Annotated in this window: 19 protein-coding genes; 13 read left to right on the top strand and 6 right to left on the bottom strand. The window is 50.1% G+C overall.

Translation table 11 applies throughout. From position 1 onward, the window contains the following. The first annotated feature begins 22 nt into the window (after positions 1-22). The 5 genes from nth (at position 23) to plsB (ending at position 6,113) form a co-directional block, all read left to right on the top strand. Entirely contained in the window at positions 23-655 is a 633-nt protein-coding gene (gene nth / locus CX664_RS19215) for an endonuclease III (RefSeq protein ID WP_101748293.1), read from the top strand. Between the two features lie 33 nt (positions 656-688). Beyond that, positions 689-1,747 carry a beta-N-acetylglucosaminidase domain-containing protein gene (locus CX664_RS19210; protein WP_101748292.1) on the top strand — a complete coding sequence of 353 codons (1,059 nt, stop codon included), beginning with the start codon at positions 689-691 and terminating at the stop codon, positions 1,745-1,747. Positions 1,748-1,796: 49 nt separating this feature from the next. After that, positions 1,797-2,951 carry a succinyl-diaminopimelate desuccinylase gene (dapE, locus tag CX664_RS19205; protein ID WP_101748291.1) on the top strand — a complete coding sequence of 385 codons (1,155 nt, stop codon included), beginning with the start codon at positions 1,797-1,799 and terminating at the stop codon, positions 2,949-2,951. Positions 2,952-2,961: 10 nt separating this feature from the next. Next, entirely contained in the window at positions 2,962-3,378 is a 417-nt protein-coding gene (locus tag CX664_RS19200; RefSeq protein ID WP_101748290.1) for a hypothetical protein, read from the top strand. Positions 3,379-3,614: 236 nt separating this feature from the next. Next, positions 3,615-6,113, top strand: coding sequence for a glycerol-3-phosphate 1-O-acyltransferase PlsB (gene plsB, locus CX664_RS19190; protein ID WP_101748288.1), 2,499 nt, complete (start codon positions 3,615-3,617; stop codon positions 6,111-6,113). 212 nt (positions 6,114-6,325) lie between these two features. Here the strand turns inward: plsB and CX664_RS19185 are convergent, their stop codons facing one another. After that, the gene (locus CX664_RS19185) at positions 6,326-7,105 is read right to left on the bottom strand and encodes a class I SAM-dependent methyltransferase (protein WP_180966560.1); all 780 of its coding nucleotides are present in this window, start codon (positions 7,103-7,105) and stop codon (positions 6,326-6,328) included. Between the two features lie 328 nt (positions 7,106-7,433). Here CX664_RS19185 and CX664_RS19180 point away from each other — a divergent pair, with 328 nt between their 5' ends. Further along, positions 7,434-8,552, top strand: coding sequence for a polyamine ABC transporter substrate-binding protein (locus tag CX664_RS19180; protein ID WP_101748287.1), 1,119 nt, complete (start codon positions 7,434-7,436; stop codon positions 8,550-8,552). Between the two features lie 286 nt (positions 8,553-8,838). Here CX664_RS19180 and CX664_RS19175 read toward each other — a convergent pair whose 3' ends face one another. Beyond that, the gene (locus CX664_RS19175) at positions 8,839-10,119 is read right to left on the bottom strand and encodes an NAD(P)/FAD-dependent oxidoreductase (protein WP_101748366.1); all 1,281 of its coding nucleotides are present in this window, start codon (positions 10,117-10,119) and stop codon (positions 8,839-8,841) included. A 529-nt stretch (positions 10,120-10,648) separates the two neighbouring features. Here CX664_RS19175 and CX664_RS19170 point away from each other — a divergent pair. The 5 genes from CX664_RS19170 (at position 10,649) to CX664_RS27840 (ending at position 18,973) form a co-directional block, all read left to right on the top strand. Beyond that, complete coding sequence (locus tag CX664_RS19170; RefSeq protein ID WP_101748286.1) at positions 10,649-11,650, top strand: substrate-binding domain-containing protein; 1,002 nt, start codon at positions 10,649-10,651, stop codon at positions 11,648-11,650. A 175-nt stretch (positions 11,651-11,825) separates the two neighbouring features. Continuing rightward, the gene (locus CX664_RS19165; protein WP_241693364.1) at positions 11,826-14,888 is read left to right on the top strand and encodes a beta-galactosidase; all 3,063 of its coding nucleotides are present in this window, start codon (positions 11,826-11,828) and stop codon (positions 14,886-14,888) included. 200 nt (positions 14,889-15,088) lie between these two features. Further along, positions 15,089-16,453 carry a melibiose:sodium transporter MelB gene (gene melB, locus CX664_RS19160; RefSeq protein ID WP_101748285.1) on the top strand — a complete coding sequence of 455 codons (1,365 nt, stop codon included), beginning with the start codon at positions 15,089-15,091 and terminating at the stop codon, positions 16,451-16,453. Positions 16,454-16,561: 108 nt separating this feature from the next. Then, positions 16,562-18,682, top strand: coding sequence for an alpha-galactosidase (locus tag CX664_RS19155; RefSeq protein WP_174783906.1), 2,121 nt, complete (start codon positions 16,562-16,564; stop codon positions 18,680-18,682). Positions 18,683-18,799: 117 nt separating this feature from the next. Continuing rightward, positions 18,800-18,973, top strand: a complete 174-nt coding sequence (locus tag CX664_RS27840) for a helix-turn-helix domain-containing protein (RefSeq protein ID WP_101748284.1) — start codon at positions 18,800-18,802, stop codon at positions 18,971-18,973. A 236-nt stretch (positions 18,974-19,209) separates the two neighbouring features. Here CX664_RS27840 and CX664_RS19145 read toward each other — a convergent pair whose 3' ends face one another. The 4 genes from CX664_RS19145 to CX664_RS19130 all read right to left on the bottom strand — a co-directional run bounded on the left by CX664_RS19145 (position 19,210) and on the right by CX664_RS19130 (position 22,827). Further along, positions 19,210-19,518, bottom strand: a complete 309-nt coding sequence (locus tag CX664_RS19145) for a PTS lactose/cellobiose transporter subunit IIA (protein ID WP_101748283.1) — start codon at positions 19,516-19,518, stop codon at positions 19,210-19,212. A gap of 66 nt (positions 19,519-19,584) precedes the next feature. After that, the gene (locus CX664_RS19140) at positions 19,585-19,896 is read right to left on the bottom strand and encodes a PTS sugar transporter subunit IIB (protein ID WP_101748282.1); all 312 of its coding nucleotides are present in this window, start codon (positions 19,894-19,896) and stop codon (positions 19,585-19,587) included. 85 nt (positions 19,897-19,981) lie between these two features. Next, positions 19,982-21,382: a GH1 family beta-glucosidase gene (locus CX664_RS19135; RefSeq protein ID WP_101748281.1), complete on the bottom strand. Its 1,401-nt coding sequence runs from the start codon at positions 21,380-21,382 to the stop codon at positions 19,982-19,984. A 119-nt stretch (positions 21,383-21,501) separates the two neighbouring features. Next, a complete protein-coding gene (locus tag CX664_RS19130; protein WP_101748280.1) occupies positions 21,502-22,827 on the bottom strand; it encodes a PTS sugar transporter subunit IIC in 1,326 nt (441 codons plus the stop codon). A gap of 186 nt (positions 22,828-23,013) precedes the next feature. Between CX664_RS19130 and CX664_RS19125 the strand changes: the two genes are divergently transcribed. Next, complete coding sequence (locus CX664_RS19125; RefSeq protein WP_101748279.1) at positions 23,014-24,030, top strand: LacI family DNA-binding transcriptional regulator; 1,017 nt, start codon at positions 23,014-23,016, stop codon at positions 24,028-24,030. Positions 24,031-24,935: 905 nt separating this feature from the next. Next, entirely contained in the window at positions 24,936-25,796 is an 861-nt protein-coding gene (locus tag CX664_RS19115; protein WP_146000157.1) for a methyltransferase domain-containing protein, read from the top strand. Positions 25,797-26,139 lie beyond the last annotated feature (343 nt).

Below are 26,139 nucleotides of genomic sequence, written 5' to 3'. Positions count from 1 at the left end.
TATACTTTTTACTGGTCAAAGGATGAACAAGGAAAAGCGCACACAGATTTTTACCCGGCTTCGGGACGCTAACCCCAACCCAACGACCGAGCTAAACTACAGTACACCTTTTGAACTGCTTGTCGCGGTGATACTGTCTGCCCAGGCCACCGATGTAGGGGTCAACAAAGCCACCGATAAACTTTACCCTGTTGCCAATACCCCTGAAGCAATACTTGCCCTGGGTGTTGATGGCCTGAAGGAGTACATCAAAACCATCGGGTTATTCAATGCCAAGGCAGAAAACGTTATCAAAACCTGTCAGATGCTGATTGATAAGCACAATAGCGTGGTACCCGATAACCGGAAAGATCTTGAAGCACTTCCCGGCGTTGGACGAAAAACGGCTAACGTCGTTTTAAATACCGCCTTTCATCAGCCCACCATGGCGGTGGACACCCATATTTTCCGGGTATCCAACCGAACGGGCATTGCCCCCGGCAAGGATGTGCTGGAAGTGGAAAAACGGCTGGTCAGGCTGGTTCCCAAAGAGTTTCTGATGGATGCCCACCACTGGTTGATCCTCCATGGCCGTTACGTGTGTAAAGCAAGAAAGCCACAATGTGGTAGCTGCATTATTGAAGACCTTTGTGAGTTCAAGCAGAAAACATCTTAGTCTGACTCACTTTAAACAGGGAAATATCCGCTCATGGCATTCCATTATGGCGTAATAGAAGGGCTGTATGACCAGGAAAACCAGTGGTCCTGGGAGTCCAGGAATGCCTATGCCAGCTTCTGTGCAAAGAAAGGTTTCAATTTCTATATCTACGCACCAAAGAATGATCCTTATCTGCGCGAACAATGGAATCAGCCCTGGCCAGAACAGGATTTCAACCACCTGAACACACTGGGTTTGTCGCTAAAACAGAACAATGTGCGTTTTGGTATCGGACTAACGCCGTTTAATGTACGGGAGCTGAACCAGAAAAGTCGCCAACAGCTGCAACAGAAAATCGCCAGCATCAATCAACTGAATCCACAGATTCTCTGTATTCTCTTTGATGATTTCAGTAACGACATTGATGACCTGGCAAAAACCCAGGCTGACATTGCCGAATTTATTGCCGCAGAAAGCACCGCGACCCAATTTATTGTCGCAGGCACCTACTACTCAAAAGACCCGTTATTACAGAGAGTCTACGGCACCATGCCCGAAGGCTACTGGTCTGACCTGGGCCAATACCTGGACCCACAGTTTGATATTTTCTGGACGGGCGACCACGTTATTTCCCTTGGCTATGACCAGTCAGGTTTGCAGGAAATGACGGACCACTTCCAACGCAAACCCTTCCTCTGGGACAACTACCCGGTCAATGATACCGAATGGCTGAAACACCGGCTCAGACTCTATACCTTCACCGGCCGCCCATGGCAAATCAGCGACTGGTGCCGTGGCCATGCCGTCAACCCGATGATCCAGCCCTGGCTATCCATGATACCGCTGGCCACTCTGGCTGACCTTTACCAGCAACGAGACCGGTTTGATGGCCATGCCAGCTTCAGGAAGGCAGTGGTTGATCTTTGCGGTCAATCGCTGGCATCGGCCATCGAAAACAACCTGCTCTATTTTACCGAAGAAGGCACGTTGAACTTTTCCGGTTTCACCCGCAAACGCCTGGAAAACACCTTTTCGGCGTTTCAGTCCGACACAGCACAACCGTACGTTCGGGAAATTCTCACATGGTTGCAGTCCGGCGAAAAATGCTAGACTGCATTGCAATTGCTGCCAACTATCCGATTTCTTTCCAGAACAATAAATGACTGATTCCCTGACTATGACCTCCAAAACCCTGCAACTGGCCATGGACCTGATCAGCCGCGCTTCCGTCACTCCTGAAGATGCGGGCTGTCAGGAACTGATGATCAGCCGACTTGAGCCACTGGGCTTCAAGGTTGAGCGACTCCGCTTCAGTGAGGTCGATAATATCTGGCTGCGCAGAGGCGACCAGAGCCCGGTGCTCGCCTTTGCCGGACATACCGATGTGGTGCCCGCCGGCCCGAAAGGGCAGTGGGACAACCCACCGTTTCAGCCAGCCATCATCGACGGCATGCTGCACGGCCGTGGAGCCGCCGACATGAAAGGCAGCCTTGCCGCCATGGTCACCGCCTGCGAAGACTTTCTGGCAGAACACGCTGACCATAAAGGGTCCATTGCCTTTCTGATCACCAGCGATGAAGAAGGCCCCGCCAAAAATGGTACGGTAAAAGTGGTTGAGCACCTTGAGGCTCGAAATGAGAAAATCGACTGGTGCCTGATTGGCGAGCCATCCAGCACCAACCGGGTGGGAGATGTGGTGAAAAATGGCCGCCGTGGCTCACTCCATGGCCACCTTACGGTCAAAGGTATTCAGGGACATGTCGCCTATCCTCACCTGGCCAGAAACCCGGTACATCAAGTAGCCCCGGCCATTGCGGATCTGACCGGCGAAGTCTGGGATGAAGGCAATGAATTCTTTCCGCCCACCAGCCTCCAGATCTGGCAAATTCAGGCCGGTGCCGGTGCCAGCAATATCATCCCCGGCGAGTGCCAGGTGAATTTCAACTTCCGGTTTTCTTCAGAGGTCACGGCTGAGCAGCTTCAGGAAAGAGTCACCGCGATTCTGGACCATCATCAGCTGAAGTACGATATTGACTGGTACCTGAGCGGTCAGCCGTTTTTAACCCGCCCCGGGGCCCTGGTCAATGCCGCTCAGCAAGCCATACGGGACGTTACCGGCATGGAGGTGGAGTTATCAACCTCCGGCGGTACCTCCGATGGTCGTTTCATCGCGCCTACTGGTGCCCAGGTGGTAGAGCTTGGCCCCGTTAATGCCACCATCCATAAAGTGAATGAGTGCGTTTACGCGGAAGATCTTGATACCCTGCAGGAAATCTATACGGGTATACTTAGGCATTTGCTAGCTGAAAAGTGACGTTTCTCCAATGAGCAGTCTTGATCCATCAAAAGCTGACGCAGCCGAAGTCGACGATATTGAAGTGTATGCCAGCGGTCTCTCCCTGGAGGCTATTACCGACTGGCTGAACGATACCTTTGATACCGTTGTGACAGTGAACAGCGGCAAGGTGGTGCATGACATGGAAGTCACCCGCCTGGACAACACCATTACGGTGATGATTGTTGAAAACGCTGTTGGCAAAGCCTGGACCAGCATCTGGTTTAAAACCACAGGCACCCCCTGGCAGGATGACACCCAGTGCGCAAGAAGCCTTCAGGCCTATGGGCAATGCCGGGTTCGCTGTAACTCCGGCCCCTGGCAGGAAGGAGCTGATATGGATGAATGGTGGCAACTGGATGAACACGGCCAGGAAAAGCTGATCAAGTGGCCTAACGCTTCATAACCGCAAAGCAGCCTAGGAGCCATACTGTCGAATGGAGAGTGGTTTCTTCCTGATATCGAAGCTCCGTAACTTTTGCGCAACACCACGTAATCAGGCTAGAATGCCCGATTAACTCATCAGCGACTTGAGAGCTACCATTTAATACCAAGCCATGAGGCCTGTACCGGTTTACCGGTACCAGTCTTCTGACGTTCATTATCTCCTTTACTGACGGATGCAGGCCAAGAGCCAGTTCCATGCTGAAGCCCATTACCCTGAATCGCTATGTTTTTCATAGCCTGAGAAAACTCCTCTCCACGTGGGTGCGTACCACGGTTGAAAACAACAATCCTGAAGCTTTGCACCTGCAGACCGGAAAACCGGTGGTCTATGTTATGCACCAGCGCTCCCTGACGGACCTGATGGTGCTGGAAGGTGAGTGCATAAAAGCAGGTCTGCCCCGCCCTTACAAACCCATTGTCGCTGACCAGCCACAGAGCAAAGCGCACTTTTTCCTTAGCCAGCACGAAGGCCTGATTCTCCAGAGAGAACGGCCAGAGCCCCCGGAACTGCTGGAAGCGCTGGTCAGACAGGTTGAAGCAAAGCATGAGGATGTCCAGCTCGTTCCCGTTACCATTATCTGGGGACGCTCACCGGAAAAAGAACAGTCCGCCTTTAAACTGCTGTTTGACTGGAACTTCAGCCTTGGCGGACGTTTCCGGAAGTTTCTGGCAACCCTGCTGCACGGCCGACAGACCATGGTGTCTTTCAGCCCTGCCTTATCACTGCAGGAAATCATGGGTGACAGTAACAACCATGCCCGCAGTGTGCGCAAGGTCAACCGGATTCTCCGGGTGCATTTCCGCCAGAAAAAAGCATCGGTTCTGGGGCCGGATCTTTCCCACCGTCGTATGCTGGTCAACAGCCTGATTCATACGCCCAGGATTCAGAAAGCCATTGCGGCAGAAGCTGCGGCTCAGGAAATCACTCTGGTAGAAGCCGAAGCAAAAGCCCGGAAGTATGCCAATGAAATCGCTTCTGACTTCTCCATGCCCGTGATCCGCTTCCTGGATATTCTCCTGACCTGGTTCTGGAACAAGCTATACAGCGGCGTAAAAATCAATCATGTCGAGCCATTGAAGGCGCTGGCACAGAGCCATACGATTGTTTATGTGCCCTGCCACCGAAGCCATATCGATTACCTGCTACTGTCGTACGTCCTGTACTATGAAGGTCTGCCACCGCCCCATATTGCTGCGGGCATTAACCTGAATATGCCGTTGGTTGGCACCATTCTGCGTAAGGGCGGTGCCTTCTTCATGCGCAGAACGTTCCGTGGCAACCCGCTTTACAGCATGGTCTTCCATGAATACATGTACACGCTGACCAGTAAAGGCTTTGCTACCGAGTATTTCATTGAAGGCGGTCGCTCAAGAACCGGCCGTACCCTGACACCAAAAACCGGCATGCTCTCCATCACCGTCCGCAGTTTCCTGCGTGACCATCGCAAGCCGCTGGCGTTTGTTCCGGTCTATATCGGTTATGAAAAGCTGTTGGAAATGGCCAGCTATCTGGGCGAACTCCGGGGTGAAGCCAAGAAAAGTGAGTCCCCCCTGGATATAGTCCGCACACTGGCGGCCCTGAGGAATGAGTTTGGCAAGGCGTGGATCACTTTTGGTGAGCCACTGGACCTGGGCTCATTCCTGAGTTCACAGGCACCCAACTGGAAAGACAGCTCAGGTGCCAATGACAAACCGGCATGGCTGGAAAAAACCACGTCGAACCTTGGCGATATGCTGGCTGGCAGAATCAATGCGGCAGCGGTCATCAATCCGGTCAACCTGGTCGCCATTGCCCTGCTTTCCTCACCAAGGCATGCACTGGGTGAAGAGGAGCTGGTTCGCCAGCTGGGTGGCTATACACGTCTACTGTCCATGGCTCCCTACAGTGACCGGACGGCAATGACCGATCTGGATGCCCGCAGCATGATTCACTATGTGGAAAACCTGCAGCTGATCCAGAGAAAGACCGATGCGCTGGGCGATATCATCAGCATGGATGAGAAAACAGCCATTGCCATGACCTATTATCGCAACAATGTGCTGCATATTTTTGCCATCCCGTCCCTGATCAGCTGTTTCTTTGTGAACTGTGCCAGTATCACCAGAAAAGAGATTCTGCGCATCAGTGCGGTTCTCTACCCTTACCTGCAGGCGGAGCTGTTCCTGCAGTGGACGCAACACGAAGCGCTGGCCGTGGTGCAAAAATGGCTGGATTGTCTGGTTGCAGAAGGACTGATTACCCATGGTCAGGATGATGATGGCGAAGCGTGTTATTTCCAGCCGGACCCTGCCACCGCCGAATACATCATGTTGAATGTTTTCTCACGCTCCATTGTCCAGACACTGGAACGCTTCTATATGGTGATCAGCCTGCTCCTGCGCAATGGCAGTGGCAATATTGAAGCAGAAGCCCTGGAACATCAGAGTGGGGTGCTGGCACAGCGCCTGTCGATCATTCATGGTCTTAATGCGCCGGAGTTTTTTGATAAATCACTGTTCCGTGGCTTTATTGCCCAGATGCGCTATCACGGTGTATTGGAGATCACGCAAACCAATAAACTGGTGTTTGGCGATGATATTCAGAAAGTGGCTGATCAGGCGCACACCCTGTTAACCACTGAAATACGACACAGTATCAACCAGACCAGTCGCTACGGAGTCAGTAACGGTTCAGGAGAAAAATCTACGCCATGAATAGGAATTGTCCCTGAATAACTTCCTCTTTTTGCCACAGAGGAGCCACAGAGGAAAAGAGTTTTTTCTTTTCTCCGTGCCTCCGTGTCTCTGTGGCAATGTTTTTTTACTGGATAACATCGGAAATGTGGCAGTTATTTCGGGAGAGTTCCATAGCGGGTAGAGCACGCGATAAGCTGGTCATACCATAACCACGATTATCGTTAGACAGATTACCCGGAAAATGCTTTCAGGGCATAGATATCATAGCGACAGGCTTTCCCTTCCAGCCGGTAGGTGGGAGCCCGACCATTAAGATCCGGTGCCAACCTTGGCCTTTTCACAACAACCCGATACTGAGCAAGATCCAGTGCCGGTTGCAGCAACTGATCCGCATCCGGATCATCCCCCAGCAGATCCTGAAACAACCGCATCTCTTTTTTGACCAAAGCCGACTTTTCCCGGTGAGGAAACATCGGATCCAGATAAACAACATCGTACTTATTGTCCGATGCCTGCATCAGCTCAATGGCATTACCAGGCAAAAGCGACATTTGTTGTGCAATGGGCGCGATATCACTATCGCCGAGTGCACGGCGCAAACCATCTGCCAAAAGGGCTGCCACCACCGGTGACCGTTCAATCAGGGTGACATTGCACCCCAGACTGGCCAGCACAAACGAATCCCGCCCCAATCCACCGGTTGCATCGAGCACCGATGGTTTGACGCCTTTATTCAGACCCACGGCCTTGGCGATATCCTGCCCTTTGCCACCACCAAACTTGCGCCGATGCCCTGCCTTGCCACCGACAAAATCAACGACAATCGGCTTCTCTTTCGATCCTGCACGTTGAATCGCCAGCTCTCCGGATGCATCAAAAGCCACCAGAGCGCCTTCATCAACGTCTTGAAGACGGTGACTAAAGGCTGTATTAGGCTGTGCGGCCAGGCCTTCAAGCAAAGCCTGAATGGCAGGGTGATCAGAAGCAAGAAGAAATAGCGGGGTAGACATCAGTGCAAAAGAAATAAGCCATGGGGGTGGCAGAATCTAACACCTCCAGAGCAGCCGTTGCAATCTATGCACATCAGCGATATGTTCCGAAAGCCTGTTCAGGTTCACTCAGTCATAGGTTTTTACCGCTATTCCATACAACAACGATAGATTTCCCATAACCTTGTTGCTATCTTCCGCAGCTTCATTTTCATCAACCTGATGACTGGGGGTGTAGCGACTCCGTTGAGTCACTACTGATTATTGAAAAAATGCCATCGAAGAGTAACTGGCTCCAACTGACCGGAGTACCAGGAGGCTCACCCATGGCTTGCTGTAAGGATTCACCATGATCAGACATCTGGGGAAATCTGTATCCACTCTTGTAATCGCTGCTTCTCTCGCCATAGCGCCTGCGTTTGCCACAACGGCCAATGAAGGGCAGAGTACGCTTAATATCTACAACTGGTCGGATTATATCGCCGAAGACACCATAGCCAACTTTGAGAAAGAGACTGGCATTAAGGTTCATTATGATGTCTTTGACAGCAATGAAGTTCTGGAAGCCAAATTGCTTTCAGGAAAAACCGGCTATGACATCGTCGCACCATCAGCAGACTTTCTGCTTCACCAGATCAAAGCCGGGGTATACCAACCGCTGGATAAAGAGAAGCTGCCCAACTGGAAGCACCTGGACGCTGAGTTGATGACCTTGATGGAAACCTACGACCCGGATAACCAGTACTCGTTTCCCTATCTGTGGGGCACGACGGGCATCGGCTATAACCCGGAGCGGGTGAAAGCGCAGTTGGGGAAAGATGCTCCCATCAACAGCTGGAGCCTGATCTTTGATGAAAAACACATCAGCAAGCTCAGTCAGTGTGGTGTTGCATTCCTGAATGCACCAACCGAAGTGATTCCTGCGGCCCTGAGCTATCTGGGTCTTGATCCGAACTCGACCGACAGAGCGGATTACGCCAAAGCCGAAGCACTGCTGATGAAAGTTCGTCCCTACGTCACTTACTTTCACTCTTCCCGCTCAATTTCCGACCTGGCCAATGGTGATATCTGTGTCGCCATGGGCTGGTCCGGGGATATTCTGCAGGCAGCAGACCGTGCTGGTGAAGCGGACAATGGTGTAACCGTAAAGTATATGATCCCTGATGAAGGTGCTGGCCTGTGGTTTGATGCCGTAGCTATCCCCAAGGATGCCAGAAACCCTGAAGAGGCCCATATCTTTCTGAACTACCTGCTGCGTCCCGATGTGATCGCCAACATCACTGACTATGTGGCTTATGCCAACCCGAATAAATCCGCCACAGCATTAGTGGACGACGACATTCGTGAGAACCCTGGCATCTATCCAACCACTGAGGCAAAAAAACGGTTATTTGTCTTTGATGTGCTGCCTTCCAGAATTAACCGTCAGGTTAACCGCCTGTTTACCAAACTGACATCCGGTCAATAAAAGCGGCAAGGGCAAGAAAGAGTATACTCTTCCTTGCCCTTGACATATCACAGCATCGATATGATGGATCGGAACACGGACCCGGAGAGGCCAGCATAGTCCGTTAGAAAGAAGCCGAAGCCCCAGTTAATAATTGCAGTCACGGAAGACCTCCTGTTTATGAAAACAAAAACATGAAAACATGGTGTCGCCCGCTAGTAGACAAAGGAACATCCATTTTGTTCACTTCATCATCAAAATTATTTCACATCAGCCAACCAAAAAACGCTGACTGACGTAAAATCCATCAGCCTCCTAGGGAATCTTCAAGCTCTGCTTTCCAGATAGCCATGGCCAATGCCGGTACACGAAGGACTTTTGGCGTTGGTATCCACTTGTGGCGAATGCGGGAAAACACATCAAATCGCTCAGACATCCCCGCCATTGCTTCCGCAACCACACGCCCGGCAATATTGGTCAGTGCTACACCATGCCCCGTATAGCCGTGTGCCGTGTAAATATCATTTCCAAGATGCTCAATATGCGGCATATATTCCCGGGTAACCGCAAAAAAACCGCCCCAGTGGTACTCCATTTTCACATCATCAAGCTGTGGAAAGACCTTCAGCATCCGCTGACGCAGACGCTCTTTGGAGTCACTGTATTCGCCATTGAACGGATGGTTCACGCCACCAAACAGAATTCGGCCATCAGCAGTAGGACGGAAATAGTCAAGACTGTTGTTTAAGTCAGACATGGCCATTTTGTTGCTAATAGGCTGTCGTTTACCTAACGGTTCGGTAACGGCAATATACGAGGCCACCGGCAATACTTTGCTTTCCGCTTTCCGGTTAAGACCGTCAATGTAAGCGTTACAGGCCAGCAGAACCTGCTTCGCCTGCACACTGCCCTGCTCCGTCAGTATCCGGTTTGGACTGCCTTTGACCAGTTTGCTCGCCTTGCTCTGCTCGAATACGCGAGTGCCCAGCTCGATCGCTGCGCGGGCCAGGCCCAGGGTGTAGTTGAGTGGGTGCATATGACCACTGTTGGTATCGAACAGTCCACCGAGGTACTTCTCGGTTGAGGTCACTTCCCGGATTTTGTCCCGATCCCACCAGGTAACGCTGGGGTAGTTATAACGGGTCTGCTTCAGCTCCAGCCAGGACTTCAGCTCTTTTACCTGACCTGGTTTGATGGCCAATTCGATATAGTTCTGCTGGAAATCACAGTCGATATTGAACTCACGGATACGATCACGAACGATATCCAGCGACTCACAGGAGAGATCCCACAGCTGCTTTCCCCACTGCGGACCAAAGGTTTCATCCACCTCACGCAGCCCCAGACAGTAGCCCGCCAGACACTGTCCGCCATTGCGCCCGGAAGCGGCCCAGGAAATACGACCAGATTCCAGCAGTACCACATCAAAGCCCCGCTTGCGCAGTTCAATAGCCGCATTAAATCCGGTCATGCCACCACCGATGATGCACACATCCGCAGTGATATCGCCACTCAGCACCGGCTGAAGTTCCAGTGAATGCCCGGTGGCCTGATAATAGGAATCGATATATTCGCCAGCTTGGCTCATTCCAGTTGCCCACTCATTATCAAAAAACTGAACGTCAATAACGCAGAGGCCTGAGCGATGCAATCCAACCATTACATACTCATCGTCAGTCTCTGATTATGGCAGTATGGCTTTGATCACCATAAGCGGCGTGGATTATCAGGTGGATATACGATGCTGGCAATAAGTACCCGACTGCATAAAACGGTAATTATCCTACGCATGGAACGAGACACACTCGATCTGCCTGGCAATAACTCCCGGAAACGGCGCTAGGAGCCTGTCGGACTTAAGCGTCCGTAGCGAGGATTGCGAGAAATTGAGGATAAAAATTTCTGCTTCTGAGGAGAATAGCGGGGCTATTTGACGAAGAAGCAGGAATTTTTAGACCAATTTATCGCAACCGCAGTAGGACAGTCTTAAGTCCGACAGGCTCCTAGTCCCTCCCATAACCGAATCCGGATATACGTAACCTTAATTTCCACTTCCCACCCCCCGGCCTCTGCCGCTACGATATCGCCAGCCAAGGTCATAAACACATGAATTATTTATGGTTTCAATAAAAGATGTCGCCAGGGAAGCTAATGTTTCTACGGCAACCGTTTCACGGGTAGTCAATCGCTCCCCCAACACCAGTAACGAAGTGGTGCAACGGGTCTGGCAAACCATTCGGAAGCTGGGTTATCGTCCGGTGATTGGCCGACAGTCGGCAACCACTATCGGTGCGGTGGTGTCTGATGTTTCAGAACCCTTTTTTGGCCAGATGTTGAAAGGCATTGATCAGGTTGCCAGAAACCACAACAAACAGCTGCTGATCCACAATGGCCATTACAGCGAACCAACCGAGCATCAGGCCATTGAGCGACTGATCGGTCACTGCGAGTCGGCCATTGTGCACAGCAAATGGTTGTCCGATGAAACACTGATAGACTTTGCCAGCCAAATCCCCGGTTTAGTGCTGATTAATCGATACATTGAACCCATTGCTGAGCGCTGCATCGCTCTGGACAATGTTCAGGGAGGCTACATTGCTACCCGACACCTGCTGAATAAAGGTCATCAACAAATTGGCTATTTATGTTCAGACCAATTTATCGATGACGCGCAAGATCGTCTTAAAGGCCACCACAAAGCCATGGCAGAAGCGGGCATTCCTGTTGATGAACGTTATATTGCCGCCTGCCCACCCACCGAAGATGGCGGACGACTGGGGGTTTATGACTTACTGGCAAAAGGCTTACCACTGACCGCCATCATCACCTACAACGATATCATGGCCGCTGGCGTGCTGTTTGGCCTGCAGGAAAACGGCCTGCACTGTCCGCAGGACATCTCTGTCGTTGGCTATGATGATCTGGTCATTGCCCGTTATCTGCACCCGAAACTGTCCACTGTCCGTTACCCCATTGCCATTATGGCTGAACAGGCGGCACGACTGGCCATCAGCCTGAGCGATAAGAACAGGGGAAAGGTAACAGGCCAGATAATGATGCCGACTTTTGTTGAACGCAGCAGTGTGCAAGCACCAAACCTGTATCAACAAACAGGCTGACACCAGAAAATGTAACAGTTACATAAGTTTGAGCTGGATCAACACTTTTTCCCGCCTTCACAGATAAGATACATCATGTTGAAGTATGAAAATTCTGGATAACTGTCGTCAATAATCTCACCACCAGGTGAAATGATCTGTGACTCCAGAGACAGGAAAATGATTTAGCCAACCTATGAGTAAATTCATGCAGCGCGACTGGGAAAGCCCACAAATCACCGCACGCAGCCGACTGGCAAGCCATACCCCTATGAGCAGCTGGCGCAGTGAGCCACAAGCTCTGGCAGACAATGCCAGTGATTCGGTATTAAGTCTGGATGGCCAGTGGGCTTTTGCACTGTATGACTCTCCGGAACAGGTCCCTGAAACATTTTCAAGGGAGGGATCTGACCCGACACAGACCATTACCGTTCCCGGTAACTGGCAGCTACAGGGCTTCGATAAGCCCATCTATACCAACGTCAAGTATCCGTTCCCCTGCAACCCACCCCGGGTGCCTGTGACGAACCCGACTGGCTGCTACTCCACCACATTCACCCTGCCTGAGCAGTGGCAGGAAGATAGCCAGACCCGGGTGATCTTTGATGGCGTAAACAGTGCCTTCTATCTCTGGTGTAACGGCAAGTCCGTGGGCTATTCACAAGACAGCCGACTGGCCGCCGAGTTCGATTTGACACCATACCTTCAGGCCGGAGAGAACCGCTTATGCGCAATGGTCATCCGCTGGTCCGATGGCAGCTACCTGGAAGATCAGGATATGTGGTGGCTAAGCGGCATTTATCGTTCAGTCCGCTTGCTCAACAAGCCACACCAACGTATGGTGGATATTCGCGTCACACCTGACCTTGATGACCGCTACGAACACGGCAAACTCACTATTGTTGCCGACACCAGGAATGCTGATGACCTGGCCATTCGAGCGACGCTGTATTTGGCCAAAGACGTCATTGCCACCACCACATCCGCCATTGGTACCGCACCGATGGACGAAAAAGGGGGGTATAACGATCGCACATGTCTGCAACTGGATATCAACCATCCGCAAAAGTGGAGCGCAGAGGCACCCAACCTTTATCGCGTTGTGGTCACGCTGACGGATCCACAATCAAACAGCGATATTGAAAGCGAAGCCTACGACGTTGGATTCCGTAAGGTAGAAATCAAAGATGGCCTCCTGCAATTAAACGGACAGCCATTAATGATTCGTGGTGTGAACAAGCACGAGCACAACCCGGCGACCGGTCATTTTGAAACGGTAGACGATGTTCGTGAACACCTGATACTGATGAAACAGCATAATTTCAATGCTGTGCGCTGTTCACACTACCCGCACCAACCAGCATTCTATCAGCTGTGTGACCGCCTGGGCCTCTATGTGGTTGACGAAGCCAATATTGAAACCCACGGCATGACCCCCATGCGCAAACTGGCCGACGACCCGATGTGGGCCAATGCGTTCCTGGAGCGGATGATGCGCATGGTGGCGCGGGACTTTAACCACCCATCCATCATCATCTGGTCACTGGGTAATGAATCAGGCTACGGTGCCGCCCATGATGCCATGTACCAATGGACCAAACGGACCGACCCGTCTCGCCCAATACAGTATGAAGGTGGTTGTTCCGATACCCCCGCAACAGACATCATCTGCCCAATGTATGGCCGTACTGATCAGGATCAGCCACAGCAGTTCCTGGGCAAAAACAAATGGGCATTGACCAAGTGGGTCGGCATGCCCAACGAAACCCGACCAATTATCCTGTGTGAATATGCCCATGCCATGGGCAATAGTCTGGGCGGTTTTGCCGAGTATTGGGATGCGTTCAGAAAGCACCCCCGCCTGCAAGGTGGTTTCATCTGGGACTGGGTGGACCAGGGACTGGACAAGTTCGACGACAATGGTCAGCACTTCTGGGCATACGGCGGTGATTTTGGTGACCAGATCAACGATCGCCAGTTTTGCATCAATGGGCTGGTATTCCCGGATAAAACACCGCACCCCGCACTGTTTGAAGCCAAAAGAGCACAGCAGCCGTTTACTTTCGAATTAGTGGCAACCCGACCACTCACCGTGAAAGTCACCAGCGAAGCCTGCTTCTGCAGCACCGACAACCATCAACTGGTGTGGCAGCTGATGGCGGGCGAAGAGGCCCTGGTTGCTGGCGAAGTCACGCTGAATATTGCGCCCCACTCCTCAGAACTGCTGGTACTGTCTGAGCAGTCACTGACCATCAACGGCAAACAGCCACGACTGGATCTCTCTATTATCCAACCTGAAGCAACCGACTGGTCCGAAGCCGGCCACGAAGTCGCACGCCAACAGTTTATGTTGACGGGATCGCTGATCAATCAAGCGGTTACTCCTCGCTTACCAACCTCTGCGGTCATCAATGAGGCCGACAGCAGCTTTACTGTCAATGCGGCAGAAAACAGCTGGACGATTGATCGTAACAATGGCCAGCTGGTGAGCTGGGTAAAAGACGGCAAAGAACAACTGCTCACCCCGTTGGCAGACAATTTCTACCGGGCACCGTTGGATAACGATATTGGTGTCAGTGAAGTTGACCGTCCGGATCCTAATGCCTGGATGCCACGCTGGGAGCGGGCCGGATTAAACAACCTGCAACACCGCTGCCTGCTGGTTGAATGTGATGCTGAGAAAGGGCTGGTTCTGTCTCACCATGGCTATTTCCATCCGGAACAACCGGAAAAAGAGATTCTGCGCAGCGTATGGACCTATCAGTTTGCCGCCAACGGCAGTGCCCGTATTGATATTGAGGTCACTGTTGATGGTGATATGCCGCCTATGCCCCGCATCGGTGCCTGCCTGAGACTGAAGGAACAACCGGCACAGGTGAACTGGTTTGGCCGTGGGCCCCACGAAAACTATCCAGACCGCAAGTTAAGCGCGGATATCGGACACTGGGAACAGTCCCTCAAGGCCATGCACACGCCTTATATTTTCCCAAGCGACAATGGTCTGCGGTGCGATACCCAGGCGCTGATGCTGGGCGATATCCGGGTAACAGGACAGTTCCATTTCAGTGTCAGCCCGTACGGTCAGGCACAATTGGCCAGGGCAACACATACCCACGAGCTTCAGGAAGAAAAAGGCATTTTTGTCTATCTGGATGGCTTCCACATGGGTATTGGTGGTGATGATTCCTGGACGCCGAGCGTTCGGCCTGAGTACCTGTTGACTCAACCAATGTACCAGTGGTCGTTCGAACTGTCGTGATCACACGTTGATAACCCTGAATCCACAGTGATACAGGGTTATGACCAGCAAGCTTTGAAACACCCTGAGACGGTTAATGGTTCAGAATTAACCGTCTGCCGGGATTCACTACATTTTATTGCTGTTTCTAAACAGGGGGGTTAACTCTTCATTAAATGGAGGGTTAATTCAGATGCAATTCTCAATTGGCGAAAATGACAATGAATGCTCATGCAGATAGTCAGCATATAACGCTGAAAACCAAAGCATCTTATGGCCTGGGTGCCCTGGGAAAAGATTTTGCCTGTTCTATTATCTATATCTTTTTAATGTTCTATTACACCGATGTCGTTGGCCTCTCGGCCGCCTTCGTCGGTTCCCTGTTCTTCGTTGCCCGTTTTATTGATGCATTTACTGATCCTTTGATGGGCATGATCGTTGATAATACCCGCTCCCGGTTCGGTAAATTCCGCCCATGGATTCTCATCGGTACACTGATTAACTCCGTGGTGTTATTGATGGTATTCAACACCCATCAGTTTGAAGGCACCTTTGTTTATTTTTATGCAGCGGTAACCTACATCCTCTGGGGAGTCACCTACACCATTATGGATATTCCTTACTGGTCGATGATTCCATCGCTTTCCAGCAAACGGGAAGAACGTGAGCACCTGGTGGTCTGGCCACGTATTTTTGCCAGCATCGCCTGGACCGTAATGGGAACTTATGGTCTTTATGCTGTTGGTGTTTTTGGTGGCGAGAATAAAGGTCAGGGCTTTTTCTACCTGAGCATCGCCATTGTTATTTCATTTATCGCCAGTGCGCTGATCACCTTTTTCCAGGTCAAGGAAAAAGTCGTCAATCAAAAAGTGTCCGGTGAGAAATTCAATATTTCCGATGTCAAAAAGATCATTGGTGATAATGATCAGCTGAAGTCCCTGATCGGATTTGTACTGTCGTTTAATATTGCCATTCAGTTAGTGGGTGGCTTTGCCATCTATTACTTCACCTACGCCATTGGTAAACCGGAACTGTTCCCAATGTTCTCCTTGGTGGCCGGGGTTGCTGAATTCTCAGGTATCTTCCTGTTCCCCTGGATTGCTAAAGTAGTCAATCGCCGTTTGATGTGGCCCCTGGCCTGCGGCTTTCCGATTCTGTGCAGCTCCGTACTCTACTTTTCCAGCGTGATTGCCCCGGAAAGCGCCATTCTGGTAGGTCTGGCCGGTGCTGCCCTGAAATTTGGCAACGGTCTGTTCAATGGTCTCTCTACGGTTATGCTGGCTGATGTAGTGGACTACGGCGAAACCAAAACCGGCTTGCGCAGCGAGAGCATTATCTTTTCAGTGCAAACCATGCTGGTGAAATGTGCCGGTGCCCTGGCAGGTTTCCTGATCGGTTTTGGTCTGACGTTTATCGGCTATGTGCCCAACGTTGTTCAGACACCGGAAACCATTGTCGGACTGAAAGTGCTGATGATCCTGATTCCCGCAGTACTGATTGCCCTGAGCGCCATCATCTACAAAAAGACTTATCGTCTGGATGCCCGCTTTAGCAAGGATGAAAGTGCTGTAGCTGCTATTGTCTGAAGACCGGTAGTTCACAAATAACCTGTTTTTTGCCCCCCTTATGTGGGGGTATTTTTGTTGAATAGTCAGAACCATTTCTTACGAGCATATTCTCAAGAGCACATTGTGATGAGCAAACCGTTAATACACCTTTTCACAGACACCACCAGCCTGGTGATCAAGGCAGGCACCTCCCTTCCGGTGATGCTTTACTGGGGCAAGCGCCTGCCCGACGGCATTGATCTGGAAGGCTTCTTTACCGCTAACCACCACCCGGTTCCCCAGGCCCGAATTGATACCGATACCCTGGTCTCTCTCTGCCCGGAACACGCCCGGGGACTGTTCACGTCGCCAGGTCTTGAAGGCAGCCGTCAGGGTGACAGCTGGTCACCGGAATTCACCCTGGAAGAGAAGACACTGGTCAATAATCAGGTGTTGTTTTCCAGCAGGGATACCCGTGCCGGCTTAAAACTGGTGATCCGCATGGGCCTGAATACCACCTCACATGTACTGGAAACATCGCTGGAACTCACCAATGAAGGGGATACACCTTACCAGCTGAATAAACTGTCCAATACCCTGCTACTGCCCACCCACGCCAGGGAAATCATGTACTTTCATGGTCGTTGGACCCACGAGTTTCAAACTGAACGCAAACTGCTGGATCGCAGCGGTTTTATCCTGGAAAACCGCCGGGGCAGAACTTCTCACGAGCACTTTCCGGGCATGATGATTGGCCAGCCCAACTTCAGCGAAACCGCCGGTAAAGTCTATGGCTTCCACCTGGGATGGAGTGGTAACCACCGCTTTCATGCCGAAGCGATGAGTGATGGACGCCGCTATCTGCAGGCCGGTGAACTGTTGATGCCGGGAGAAGTCGAGCTGGCACCCGGTGCAAGCTATACGACACCAACCCTATACAGCACCTACAGCAACAAAGGTCTGAACGGCATCAGCCAGAATTTCCACTGCCACGTGCGCGCTGAAATCATCCGCTTCCCCGAACCGGAAAAAGTGCGTCCTGTCCATTTGAACACCTGGGAAGGCATCTACTTCGACCACAACCCGGACTACATTCTGAAAATGGTGCGCTCAGCGGCAGAAATCGGCGTGGAGCGTTTTATTATTGATGACGGCTGGTTCCGCGGTCGTAATGATGACAAAGCCGCGCTGGGGGACTGGTACCTTGACCAACAAAAGTACCCTCAGGGTCTGCAGCCCATTATCGATTGTGTGAAAGAACACAATATGGAGTTTGGCCTCTGGTTTGAACCGGAAATGATCAGCCCGAACTCTGACCTCTATCGGGCCCATCCGGATTGGATGCTCTGTACTGAAGGCTACGATCAGGTCACCATCCGTAACCAGTACGTACTGAATCTGCAGATCCCGGAAGCCTTCGACTACGTTCTGGAACGTCTCGACAGCATGCTCAGTGACTATGATATCCGCTACATCAAATGGGATATGAACCGGGAACTGGTACAACCGACACACCATAATCGTGCTGCCTTCCATGGCCACGTTCAGGCTTATTATCGACTGGTGGATGAAGTCCGCAAACGACACCCGCTGGTGGAAATTGAAACCTGTTCCGGTGGCGGCGGCCGGGTTGACTTCGAAGTACTGAAGCGCACCCACCGCTTCTGGGCATCGGACTGTAATGATGCCCTGGAAAGACAAACCATTCAGAAGGGTGCCAGCTACTTCTTCCCGTTGGAAATTACCGGAGCCCATATCGGGGCAACGCTTTGCCACACCACGGGCCGCCAGCATAACCATGACTTCCGGGGTATTACCGCCTTGTTTGGTCATATGGGGGTAGAGCTGGACCCGGCCAGTGCTTCAGAGGAAGAGAAGCGCTCCTTTGCCAAATACATTGCCCTGCACAAGTCCTTAAGACACCTGTTGCATACCGGTGATCATTTCCGCTGTGACACCGCCCATAAAGCGTCACAGGCCTGGGGAGTTGTTAGCACCGATAAGCAGGAAGCCGTGGTGATGTTCGCCCAGCTGGATATGCCTGAGTATGCTATGTCCGCCACTGTGCAAATTCCCGGCCTGGACCCGGAAAAAGACTATAAGGTTCAGGTATTGGAAAAAAGCTCTTCCGATATTTACATGAAACAGTGTCCACCCTGGATGACAGAGCCTGCCATTATGAGCGCTGCCCTGCTTGAACAGGTGGGTCTGATGATGCCAGTGATGCAACCGGAAAGTGCACTGCTGATTAAGATTACGCAGGTTTGAATTTAACGAACCTCGCGGAATTCTCCATCCATAGCGTCTAAGCGCTTGGGTGGAGATGGATAGGGCCGCCCGGGTAGCGACCAGCCCGTGGAGGGCTGGAAAAACCCTCAATATACTATGAATTTTCTACTGGTAAGTTTGTCAATTACCATGAGAGCCTACAAGTACAGAATTTACCCGAATGCCGAACAGAAAGTGTTGCTTGCCAAGCACTTTGCTTGCATTCGGCATGTTTATAACTGGGTACTTGCTGAAAAAGAAAAGCATTACCAGGAAATAGCGGTTGTGTAAAGAGTTCTCCTGTAGAGATACCTGACAGCGCAGGTTCTACGGCGAAAGGTGCAGAGGATTCTCTGTATGCGTCAAAGAAGCCCCCACTATAACCGCCTTAGCGGTTTAGTGGTGGGAGTATTTCACTACGATAACTGTTTTATAACGTCCCGGGTTTTCAGATTTTGTCTGGAAACCCGATTTTTGTGATCGTATAAGACGCTCAGGCCTTTTTATCCCGCGTTTTGGTCAGCATCTCATCCATCAAGACGCTGGTATAGACGAACCATCTCTTCTACCATGTCTTGAGCCAATATCGAAGTCATCAGGTGGTCCTGAGCATGAACCATCAGCAGGTTAACCGGCACTTTTCCTTCACCGCTATCTGCAGCAATCAGTGCGGTTTGCATTTTATGCGCTAAACGGCTGGATTCACGGGAGCTGCCAAGAGACGTTTCAGCCAGATCGAAATTACCGGCTCTGGCGTGAGATAACGCTTCCATCGCCAGGCTTCTCGCTTCACCGGACTTTACGATCAATTCCATTACAACATTATCAACGTTCACAACATTATCCTTACAAAGACCTGCCAATAACAGCAGGCAAACAGTCTGTTTAAAGCCAAATAATATTTATGCTTTTTCCAGTAAAGCTACTGCCTGATCCAGCACTTTTTCACCGTTCATCATTCCGTAAACCATTGGTTCAATGGCTGCTACAGATTTGTTTAACTTTGCGGCCTCAGTCTGGAAATCAGCCAGTTTGTATTTCACTTGCGGTCCAAGAAGGCAAGCGTCGTATTTAACAATAGCACTACTAAATTCATCCATGGGAACTGCGGCAATTTCTATTTCAATGCCGCGCTGAGCTGCAGATTGCTCCATTTTTTTAACTAGCATACTTGTTGACATACCAGCGCTGCAGCACAGAAAAACCTTCTTCATGACATTTTCCTAATTTGTTAAGTTGTTAACTTTCACTGCACCATTTCCTCATAAAGACAAGCAATGGTGCTATTGAATCTATGACCTAAAGAGACTCGCCATTAGTGGCAATGACTTCTTCATACCAGTGGTAGCTCTGCTTTTTCTTTCGCTGCAGGTTCTCGCGATCCACATAGACAAATCCGTACTGTTTTTTGTAGCCATTCAGCCAGCTCAACAGATCAATCCATGACCAGGCGTAGTAACCTTTCAGGTTGATGCCTTCACTAATGGCTTGCTTACAAGCGAGCAAATGGCGACGAATGTAATCTATGCGAGCCTCATCCAGTACTTCACCATTGACGATTGGGTCTTCATCTCCCAAACCGTTTTCAGTGATGTAAATTGGAATATCACCGTAACGGTCTTTGATTCGATGCATGCTGTCGCGCAGCGCATCGGGACAGATCTCCCAAAGCCACTTGGTATACTCAAACTGCTCTGTGTCTAAAACTGTACGATAACGGCCGCAGAAGCTTGCCGTTCCGGCTGCACCAGTATTACTCTCACGCCCATTGCTGTGGCTAGTCTCAGAGTTATTTGCAGCTACCCGGGAAGGTTGGTAATAATTGATGCCGATGAAGTCACTTTTTGCCTGCTTTAAAAGACTTATGTCGTCTTCTGTGATATCCAACTTGCCATAGGCTTCTTCAATAGCAGCCAGATATTCTGCCGGATACTCTCCTTTCAAAATCGGGTCGTAATACCAGTGGAATGAATACGATTCTGACCACCAGGTAGCTTCACGATCAGCAACACTATCGGTGTATGGGTAAGCTGGGTTGATTACGTTGGTTATCCCTATTTCACCGGTGCCCCCTATTTCGCGGTATGCCTTAACCGCACGGGCATGTGCCAAATTGACGTAGTGGCTGGTCTGATACAGCAGATGCGGATTACTTTTAGCCGGAGGGTGCGCTTCTGTCACATAGCCAAACATCTGGAATACAATTGGTTCATTGAAAGTAATCCAGTGGTTAACCCGATCACCAAATCGCTCAAAACACAGACGGGCATATTCTTCAAAAGCATCAACGCACTCACGGGATTCCCAGCCATCAACCTCATCTTGTAATGCCTGAGGCAGATCCCAGTGATAGAGGGTGACGAAAGGTACAATGCCGTGTTTTATTAACTCATCGATCAGGTTTGAATAAAACTCAATTCCTTTCTCATTGACTCCACCACGACCTTTCGGCATAACCCGTGGCCAGCTGATGGAAAAGCGATAGCTCTTTAAGCCCATCTCTGCCATTAACGCAACATCTTCTTTGTATCGGTTGTAATGGTCAGCAGCAACATCACCGGTGGTGCCATCAAATGTTTTTCCGGGAATACGAACAAAGTTGTCCCAAATGGAAGGTCCTTTGCCATCTTTATCCCATGCACCTTCAACTTGATAGGCAGCTGTAGCAGCTCCCCAGAGGAAATCAGCTGGAAATGTCATGCGTTAATCTCTGTTGCTATTAATGATGAATGTTTCACCATATTTTTGGTCTTTGTTTGAGCAGGTCGTAACTCCGCATTAAATATATACGACACTGCAATACTAGTTAATGAATTCTTTCAGGCAGCCACTGCAGCGCCGGAAGCAATGCCTGGCTGCTCATCTTGCTGCTCTTGAGCTAAGAGTGTTTTTTCATAAGCTTTGACAAACGGGTAGTAAATGATCAATGCGTTAACAGCCAGAAGTAGAGCAAGCAGGCCAGAACCTATTGCCCAGTTTGCAGCCCAGGCTGCACCGATCGGAGCGGGGGTTGTCCATGGCGCCAGGCTGACAGCCGCATCAATAATGCCAAACTTGATGGCTGCGTAGGCAATAGAGGCATTAATGACCGGACCGAACACAAACGGGATGAAGAACGTCGGGTTCATCACAATGGGCATGCCGAAGATAACTGGTTCGTTAATATTGAACAGACCCGGTACTGCACTCACTTTCCCAATCGACTGTAGGTGAATAGAGCGGCTGCGAATTAACAAAAATGGCAGCAGCATGGTTGCACCGGCACCACCAATAACGATAAAGAATGAGTGAAATGGTTCGGTGTAAGTGAATGGTAAGGTAATGCCGTGAGCCAGCGCAGCTTGGTTTTCAGTCAGGTTGGCGAGCCAGAAGGGTGTCATGATACCGGCTACAATGGATGATCCATGGATGCCCGCAAACCAGAGCAAATGGACCAGCAGTACCGCCAGCACAACAGAAAAATAGTTGTCGGATGCACTTACCAGCGGTTTAAACATAGCCATGATTACTTCAGGCAACTGCATACCAAACTGGGTCTCAACAAATATGCTGAGTGGGTAAAGAGTCAGTATTACGGCAACAATCGGTGTAAGAGTATCAAAAGAGTTGGCTATTTGCGGTGGTACCTGCTCTGGCAGTTTAATCGTCAAGCCTTTCTTTTGCATGAAACGTTGCAGCTCAACGGCATAGATGGCCACTAAAATACCGGTAAAAATGCCAGTTCCACCCATAAACGCTGCGGACAAATTACCATCATGCATTGGTGAGCTGACCAGCATAAAACTCATCAATGCCAGCATAGTGCTGGAAAAAGCAGACATGCTGTAGCGATTCGCCAAGCTGAAAGCAACGCCTGCGGTGATAAACAGAGTCATGACACCCATAGTCATATTGAAGGGCATTAAAATTTGCTCTTGATATTGTGCTGCAAACTTTAACCAGGCTTGTGCAAGCCAATTTTGGGTTTGAGGATCAAAAGGAGGAAATGCAAATGCTAGCAAGCAGCTGCCAACAATCAAAAATGGAATAGCGGCAATAAAGCCATCCCTGATAGAACTGATGTGCTGCTGTGCAGCAACTCTACCAGCAACAGGTCCTATGTACTGCTCAATAAAGGTTGATATCCGGTCTGATACCATACTCATCAGAATCACCTGCGGATCACATAAAAGGTCGCGTTAGATTTACACACTCATTTTTTAAAAAAACTGACTTAGAGCAAAAAATACTGATCGAATAAAAGACAAATATATTTTTTTTGACCCAGAGCAAACGTTTGCTCTTTTTTTCTTGGGAACATATACGCACGTTAAATTCATGTGTGTCCTGAGATGGTAACCATTAAAGATGTAGCCCAAATGGCTAATGTAACCCCTTCCACTGTTTCCAGGGTGATCAACAATACCGGACGAATCAGCGACGGCACTCGCCTACGTGTACAGCAGGCTATCAGGGAAAGTGGTTACCGATTTAACCGAAGTGCCAGGGCTCTGGTAACGAAAAGCTCAGGTATTATTGGCTTTGTCACTAATCCTGACGATGGTTTTTTCTATGCCAATCTTTTACAGGTGTTATCACAATGCGTTCTCAGCCAGAACCAGCAACGCTTGATGCTTGAGTTTGGCCACGGAAATGAGGCCGGAGAACTTGAAGCGGTTAATCGGCTATTATCGGAGTCTTGTGAAGCAGTGTTCGTCTATTCACGGCACATCTCGGAGTCGTCTGCTAAGCAGCTGGTTGAGACTAATAACATACCCATTATTTTTTTGAACCGCTATTTTTCTTCAATACGTGCTAACTGTGTGAGTGTTGACAATATTGCTTGTGGCTATCTAGCAACCTCCCTACTTATTAATAAAGGCCATCGAAATATTGCTTGTATATATGGCTGCTCTCCTTATACCAGCGGTATTGAGAGATGGGAGGGATATCGCTTGGCGATGGCTGAATATGCTATTCCAATTAATGATCAACTGACGTTTTCTGGTCTTTATGAACCACAAGTTGGCTGGGATGCTGTACATCAATTTCAACCTCATTATTTTACAGCCATTTTTTCCTGTAGTAGTGGACAGTCTATGGGAGCTATAAATGCCCTGCATCAGTTAGGTTATCGGGTTCCGGATGATGTTTCCCTGATCAGTATTGATAATCACGTACTTAACGATTATGTGAGGCCGACGCTTACGGCCATTGAAATTCCTCTGGCTAAGCTGGTTACTACGGCGTTAGATCGTATCCGTTTGTTGAAAGAAGGGGTTAAGACACTCGGACTTACTCGCATTACCGGGGAACTGGTCGAGCGGGAAAGCGTACGGGAGATAGGCTGGGAGGCTGACCGAGAATAGACTGCCCTACTGCGGTGGCAGCAAATTGGTCTAAAAAGTCGGAAATTTTCTGCCATCGTCAGACCTGCAGCGCAAGGATCTTGAGCTGATTGTGTGTCGGCGTAAAAGCGCCCAGTATATGGTACTGCGGGCCAAAATTATCCTCGCTGGTGCGGAAGGTAAAAGTCTTCATAAAACATCACAGGATCTGGAGTGTAATCGAGAAACCGTCACTCACTGGCGTAATACCAATTCCGCCTTCTAAATATGAGATCGAGCAAGTCATTTTGGACAGCTGGGCAAGGCGGAATGACGAGTAATAGCAGGGCTATTGCGAGGAATTCCAACGAAGATCCAGCTGTCCAAAATGGCTGCGCAGTTCATATTTAGAAGGTGGAATTGGTATAAGCACTGGGTTGAGCGTAGCGATGATCTTTCGGTGCTGGAACGCCTCAAGGAAGCCCCACGCCCCGGAGCCATACCCAAGTTTAATGCAGAACAAATTTGCCAGATTATCGCCATGTCTTGCGACAAACCTGAAGACCATGGTTATCCCTTCAGTCATTGGTCAGAAAACTCATTGAGTTCTTCAATGAGAGGATGGCCAAGCCATTTAAGTGGACTTTCAAAGGCCGTCCTCTGCAGGTGTGAATATGCATGGGTATTAAGGCTTGGACACACTAGTCCGTGAATTTTATTAACAGCCCCAGTTCTCTTGCAAATTTCTTCTTGTTCATAGTCGGGGAAGCTGCATTTGAGCCAGCTCTCCAGAAGCCATTAAGGTCCTTTTGGCAAAACCGCAACTCTGGCAAAAACCCAATGATCTCTCTATTATCCGTACTCAATTAAAAAGCATGGATAAAACTAAAAGTCAGCTTATGCCAATTCTTTCATTTCTTCTCGGAGTGCTCCTGACGTGGCTGTTTATGTCAGGCCTGATGGCTCAGGGTCTGGCACTGTTGATACGTATCTGGTGGCCATCGTCAAGCCGCGAGCGCGAGTTGAAGGTTGATCAGTGGCTGTTGAATACCCCGTTACAGCCCTCCTCCGGCTGGCGCTTGCCGGGTTACTGGAGAGACACGTCCCAATACCGGCAGGCCTGCTCGGAAATGGCGGGGTTACTGGCCGACAAAGCCTGTCTGTCCAGTCAGGATGAAGTCCTTGATGTCGCTTTCACCAGCCATGATCAGTTGCTGGTCTGGCTGGATTATTACCAGGTTCAGCACCTGACGGCAATCGCCAGTGATGAGCAACAGATGGCCCAGGCACTGGAGCATTGCGGGCATTTCAATACGCTTAAACTGGTGCGGGGGGGTGACAAGTCACTGGCAGAACGGCCAGAGAATAGCTGCGACAAGTTAATCGGCCTGGACTGCGTGTACCATCTGGAGTCCCGCTCTCATTTTTTCAGCCATGCCAGGAAAGCACTAAGGCCGGGAGGCACTCTGGCGTTTACCGATATGGTGCTGGCCCGGCCATTTCAGGACCGTCGGGAACAGCGTCTGGTAAACAAGCTTGGTCGTATATCAGGGCTCCTGGTTGAAGATATGCCAGTCAAAGAGACCTACGAAAACCTGCTTAACCAGCATGGGTTTGAGCAGGTTGAGATTCTGGATATTACCGATGATGTCCTTTCCGGTTTCTGTTTCTGGTTTGGTCAACACTACCAGAGCCTTTCAGCATTCACACGTTCCAAGATGTGGATCAGGCTGCGACTGCAAGTCTGGTTTATTCGCTGGATGCTTCACCGGGAGCAACTGCGCTATCTGATGATTATTGCCCGCTGACAGGCTCATATAAGTAGCTAACCATATGAAATCATATATTTCTGACTCCTTGTTCAGGGACTCTGCTTCGTTACAACTCCGGTCACATAGCTACGGCTATGCTCCCTCCGTTGTGCCTCACATAGCACCTGCCCAAGTAGCCAGAAATATATGATTCCATATGGCCAGCTACTTAGTTTATCCACAGCTTTTGTGGATAAACTTGTGACAACACTCGGGATAGTTCACAAACACCTGTCAATTCAGGCCACCCGGACAGTTTGATTAAAAAATGATCAGACCGGCCTACTGGCATCCGTTCAAGTCTGTTTATTCACGGACAATAAACGAATCTTCTTAATAA

This window comes from Endozoicomonas acroporae (genome assembly GCF_002864045.1).
GTDB classification, from domain to species: domain Bacteria; phylum Pseudomonadota; class Gammaproteobacteria; order Pseudomonadales; family Endozoicomonadaceae; genus Endozoicomonas; species Endozoicomonas acroporae.
Note: the sequence above shows the minus strand (reverse complement) of the source record. Positions and strands in the feature narration are given on the sequence as shown.